The organism is Candidatus Cloacimonadota bacterium, assembly GCA_016932035.1.
In the GTDB taxonomy this organism is placed as follows: domain Bacteria; phylum Cloacimonadota; class Cloacimonadia; order JGIOTU-2; family JGIOTU-2; genus Celaenobacter.
Genome location: JAFGDR010000027.1, coordinates 36,615 through 42,823 on the forward strand (window position 1 = coordinate 36,615; position 6,209 = coordinate 42,823).

The 6,209-nt window shown below is 41.1% G+C and carries 3 protein-coding genes; all 3 read left to right on the forward strand.

What is annotated here, in order from left to right; all coding sequences use genetic code 11:
* Positions 1–14 precede the first annotated feature (14 nt).
* On the forward strand, positions 15–3,953 hold the full coding sequence (locus JW794_04455; GenBank protein MBN2017367.1) for a T9SS type A sorting domain-containing protein: 3,939 nt from the start codon (positions 15–17) through the stop codon (positions 3,951–3,953).
* A gap of 139 nt (positions 3,954–4,092) precedes the next feature.
* Positions 4,093–4,977: a peptide chain release factor N(5)-glutamine methyltransferase gene (prmC, locus tag JW794_04460; protein MBN2017368.1), complete on the forward strand. Its 885-nt coding sequence runs from the start codon at positions 4,093–4,095 to the stop codon at positions 4,975–4,977.
* A 14-nt stretch (positions 4,978–4,991) separates the two neighbouring features.
* The coding region (gene murA, locus JW794_04465) for a UDP-N-acetylglucosamine 1-carboxyvinyltransferase (GenBank protein MBN2017369.1) at positions 4,992–6,209 on the forward strand (1,218 nt) is incomplete at its 3' end.

Here is a 6,209-nt window from a genome sequence, read left to right on the forward strand (position 1 = left end):
CATAGGTGGAAAACATGAAAAAACTAGGTGTCCTTATCCTTTTATTAACTATCACATCTCTTTGTTTTTCTGATGTAATAACACAGACGTACTACTTTGATAGTCCAGAGATAGTGGTCGATGGAGAATACGCCATCCTACAGATGGATGATAGCTACCATCTGGGAAATCCAGGCGAGCCATCAATTCCATACCAGGGAGTGGTTTTACTCCTCCCTCAGAACCAGGAAATCTCAAAACTGTCGATAAAATTTTCCGAACAAATCGATCTTGGTTTCTACAAAGTCTTCCCGAAACAACAGCCAATGCCCCTCTCTTTATTAGATCAAGCAGAATTCACTCCGCCTGATGAAACAATCTACACAAGTGACAATGCTTTCCCAACATCACAGCATAACATTCCAAATACACATTATCTTGCTGGATACTCTGTAGGTTCTTTCGCCCTTACACCAATTTCTTACAAACCCTCAACACGAGAATTGAGTTATTTCAAAAAGGCAGTTGTTACGGTTGAAACTTCTTACAGGGATGCCGCTAATCAGGCACAAAAATTTTTACATAGAAATTATGATGTAGAAACAAGACTAGCTGCCCTCGTTGATAATATCGATATGATCGACACATATTCTGTTCCCCAATCCAAAGCAGATGGTTATGATTATATCATTATTACCAGCAGTGCTTTCGAAGATGACTATCAGGTTCTTGCAGATTTTCATGCAATGAGAGGACTGAAAACACATATTGAACTTGTTAGCGATATTATGCTTGGTTACCCGGGTGTTGATGTGGCAGATCAGATTCGAAATTATATCATAGCTGAATACACAGATTATCCTGTGAAATATGTCCTTCTTGGAGCAGATACCGATATTATCCCTGATAGAGGAATGTATGTCGATCCGGGATACGGATATGATGACGATGACATTCCTGCCGATCTTTATTACGGCTGTCTTGACAGATCTGCTGCACCTGGTTCCGGACCTGACTGGAATAACAATAACAACTCTCTCTGGGGTGAAGAGAACGAAGCGGACATGCTTGCAGAGGTTTATATCGGAAGGATCACTGCTAATAACAGTACCGAGATCGCCAATCAGATTAACAAGATACAAAAATATCTTGAAGAGCCCATACTTGGCGCACAGGAAACAACTCTTTTGGTTGGTGAAAATCTCTGGCCCGGAACATATGGTGGGACCTATATGGATGAACTTCTAACCGGAAGCTCCTCAAATGGATATACTACTGTCGGCATTCCTGCTAGCTGGACAATTACAAAACTCTATCAAATCAACTATAACTGGTCTTCAAATGACCTCTATAATGAATTAAATCTTGGTCCTAATTTCCTTAATCACCTTGGACACGGTTCAACTACTCACTGCCTAAATATCGATAATTCTAACCTGACAACTTACAATCTTACTAACGACGGAATCACAAGTGGTTTTTATAATGGATATTCACAAGCATGTTACTCCGGTTCGATTGACAACAGAACTTCTTCCGGGTATTTTGGATCTGATTGTTTCATGGAAGTAATAACAAACATGTCTACCGCTGCTTCTGCATTTGTTGGTAACAGCAGATACGGCTGGGGTCAGCAGGGAGGTACAGACGGTGCTTCTCAGCATTTCCACAGACAATACATCGATGTCTATTTTGACACGGGTGTGTATTCTGTCAGCGGTGCAAACCAGCTCTCGAAAGAACAAACACTTCCATTCATTAATACAGACGAACTCATTAGATGGTGCTATTACCAGCTTAATGAATTCGGAGATCCAGCTCTCGAACTCTGGACTGAAAATCCTTCCAATCTTACTCCAATCTACCCTCAAACCATTATGGCTGGTGTTCCAAGCTTAGACGTAGCCGCTCCTGGCGGTTCACGAGTGGTCGTCTATGATGATGATACTATCTATGGATTTGCCACGGTGAATGTCTTGGGATTAGGAACTGTCTATTTCGACAATGTGCCATCTGAGGCAGGTATCATTCATATCGCGATCGTCTCTCATAATTATTATAAATATGTTGGAGATATTGTCGTAACTGCCAGTATCGTGAATTTAACTCCCGGAACCATAAATGTGAATGTTCCAACTCAGATAACAGTGGAAGTCATGGCACCAGACAGTATTACGCCGCAAGCTGGAGTAAATGTATGGGCAGAAGGTCTTGATTATACATCTAATATAGAAGTAACAGACGTTACGGGAACGGCCTTAATTAATGTAAATTATCAATATGGACCGACACTGCAGATCTTTGGGCAAAATCCTGGAGATGATTATTATCTCTTCCATGAGGAAGTAAATGTAACAGCTCTTGATTTTACAAATCCCACCTTAGGCGTCACAACTGATTTCGGATTAGAAGACACATTTGCTCTCAATCTTGAGGGGACAATTGAAGCTGATGCTGTCGAAAGCGGATTCACACTTTGGATTGACGTTGACGGTCTTGGTTTTAGCCTTGCTGAAATGATCGTTTATGATGTAACTCCCACAACAATGATACCTGTCGAAGCAGCGATTGCTAAATCAGGATACAACATCTACCAGCATACCTTCCCTGTTATTGTTGCTTATGGAAATGTGTGCGGTATTGTTACAGAAAGCGGAAACAGCACACCGGTTTCAAATGCAGAAGTTCGTTTCTACGAGCAAGGTGCAAATCCTCAAAATGATGATCCTGTATTCGTTTCTACGACAGATGCATCAGGCATATATGCATCCGGTGAAGATTACACCGTTGATTACTATGATATTTACATTGCAAAATGGGGTTTTGATCCATATCAGGAGAATGGTTATTTTCTTGGATACGGTGCCAATGCTCATGATATCGTTATCAATCCTGTGGAAAGCGGTTTTATAAGTGGTCATGTATTCAGCGATTTTATGATGCTAACCGGTGCAACGCTTTCTTATGTGAGGAGTGATAATGGTGAAGAATATGCATCAGTTCAGACAGATGCAGGCAGCTATGAAGTCAGCCTTCCTCATTTCATATATGAACTCTATGTAACTGCAGAGGGTCACGTACCGTATCATGGCACCTTTGTTGTTAACGGAGATGATGAATATGATTATCATCTCGGTTCCGCTCAGCTATTTGACGACGCTGAAGAAGGGCTTAGCCAGTGGACATCAGCAGATTGGAACACAACAAGCACTGCTTATGTATCACCGACTCACTCCTTTACAGATAGTCCTACAGGCAATTATACCTCTTGGAGAACTGCAATCCTTCAGCTTGATCAGCCAATTAGTCTTGTCAGTTATACTGGAACTGCAAGCCTGTTCTTTAACACTAAATGGGAAATCGAAGCAGACGATTGGGACTATGCTCAAGTCCAGGCATCGACAGACGGTTCGACATGGACTGCTCTTGAAGGTGAATATACAGAACCAGGTGCAGGCAGCTTCCAGCCGCCCAACGAACCAGTTTATGACGGCACGCAAGCAGACTGGGTGGCAGAGACATCTGATCTCTCAGACTTTGCTGGAGAACCACAGGTCTACATCCGATTCGTTATGGATTCCGACGGCTATGTGAACGAAGATGGTATCTATGTCGATGATATCCTTGTCGGTGATCCATCCTCCAGTTATGAAATACCTGTAACAGCTAATGATGATCCGGTTACGATCAATCACCTCACACTTAATCAGAATTTTCCGAATCCATTTGTTGGTGCAACAACCATCTCATTCTCAATTCCATCGCACAGCCAGAATGCTGAGTTAAAGATCTATAACATCAAGGGACAGCTCGTGAAAACATTCATTCCGGAAATCAGCCCGAAAGGTTCTGTTATCAACTTCAAGTGGGATGGAAAAGATAATCATGAGAAGACAGTTGCTAATGGGGTTTATTTCTACAGACTTGAGACAAAAGAAAAGCAGATCACCAAGAAAATGGTGCTCATGAGATAGTCTCCGTATTCAAACAATATATGTGTAGGCGCACATCGCAAGGTGTGCGTCTTTTTTAAACAATTATTTTCTATCATCGTTACCATCAAATCCGACATAAATTTGACAATAATTAACAATCTCTTTCTTTACTCATTCTATGACATCACAGGAAAAAAAAACGTGGAACGTCAAGGACGTACTCTTCTGGACATCAGACTATTTCACTGAAAAGGAAATCACCTCTCCTCATCTGAATGCTGAATTGCTCATTGCCCATGTACTGGATTGCTCCCGTCTCGACCTGTATCTTAAGTATGACAAACCTCTTTCTGAAAAGGAATTGTCATATATAAAAAAACTCATTAAAAGCCGTGCTTCTCATTACCCGATTCAATACCTGATCGGAAAAACAGAATTTTTCGGACTTCCTTTTTTTGTTGAGGAGGGGGTACTTATTCCGCGTCCCGAAACGGAAATCCTCGTTGACGCTGTCATATCTTTTATAAAAGAATCTAATCAGATTGAATGGCATCTTCTTGATATTGGAACAGGTTCGGGAAACATCCCGATCGCAATTGTTGATTCGTTTAAAAAATCTCCAAAAAAAATATCGGTCCTTGCAACAGATATTTCTGAAAAAGCCCTTGAAATTGCAAAACGGAATAGTGACAAGAACGAAATTGATGATATTACATTATTGATATCAGACTTGTTTGAAAATATTTCCAGCTCTTATGATTGCATCATATCAAACCCGCCATATATACGTGAAAAAGAATTCAATGAGTTGCCAAAAGAGATCAAAGAACACGAACCAAGAGAAGCACTCTTTGCCGGAGAGAACGGATTTGAGTTCTATAACAATATTCTCAAAGATGCAAAAAAATATCTGAAAGTTGATGGATTAATATTCTTTGAGATCGGTGCATATCAAAAAGAGGGGCTTATGAATTTGGCAAAACAATATAACTACAAAATGATTGACACGAAAAAAGACTACAATGATTTCGACCGAGTTGTCATTCTCAAAAATAATGCTTAGAAGTTGGTTACACAATGGATGAAATTTTAGTGCGCGGTGGACGGAAGTTATCAGGAACTGTTAGAGCAAATGGATCAAAAAATGCCGGACTCCCAATTCTGGCTGCAACACTCCTCGCTGATGGTGAATATCATATAACAAATGTGCCAAACCTTGCTGACATTCGAACTATGGTAAAGCTTCTTCAAACCATCAGCACCCAAGCGGAATTCACTGATCATGAACTACATATTATTACGAAGGATAAGAAAAATCACGAAGCCCCTTATGAACTTGTGAAGACAATGCGTGCTTCGATCTATGCTCTCGGTCCCCTGCTTGCGCGCTGCGGTGAAGCAAAAGTTTCATTCCCCGGTGGTTGTGCTCTTGGAGCCCGTCCAATCGATTATCATCTTGAAGCACTTCATAAACTCGGTGTTTCCATTCAGATCAAACACGGTTATATCTATGCACGATCAAAGGGTTTGACGGGTGCACAAATCTATTTTGAGAATAAAACAGTCGGCGCTACAGCAAATGTACTTATGGCTGCTGTACTTGCTGAAGGAAAGACCGTTATTCAGAATGCGGCATGTGAGCCTGAGATAAGCAGTCTTGCAAATTTTCTTAACAAAATGGGAGCGCAGATCGAAGGACATGGAGCAGAAATGATAACTGTCCATGGTGTGAAAGAACTTCATCCGGTTGATTTCACTCTCATTCCGGACAGGATCGAGGTTGGAACGCTTCTCGTTGCAGGAGCTATTACAAATGGAAGAATAACCGTTACGAATTGTATGCCAGAGCACTCTGGAATTGTTCTGAATAAACTTCGGGATATTGGATTCACCGTTGATGTCGAGGGGGATTCGATAACAATTTATAATAAAGGTAAGAAGAAGTCAATCGAGATCTCAACCAATCCCTATCCTGCTTTTCCTACCGATTTGCAGCCACTTTTTGCAGCTCTTCTTTCAACTGCGGAAGGAAAAAGCATCATCAATGAAAATATCTTCTCTGACAGATTTATGTATATCAGCGAATTGCAGCGTCTAGGTGCAGACATAAAATTAAAAACTAACAGAATCAGCATAAACGGCGTTCCAAAGCTATCAGGCGCACCCGTCATGGCTCCAGATATTCGAGCTGCTGCTGCGCTTGTTACAGCGGGATTAGCTGCAACTGGACAAACAAAAATTTCAAGAGTGTACCATCTTGACAGGGGATATGAGTTCCTTGAAGAGAAACTTCAA

Excerpts from the sequence above, each read along its gene's own strand:
- JW794_04455 (MBN2017367.1), top strand. The coding sequence starts at position 15 with ATGAAAAAACTAGGTGTCCTTATCCTTTTATTAACTATCACATCTCTT.
- prmC (MBN2017368.1), top strand. The coding sequence starts at position 4,093 with ATGACATCACAGGAAAAAAAAACGTGGAACGTCAAGGACGTACTCTTC.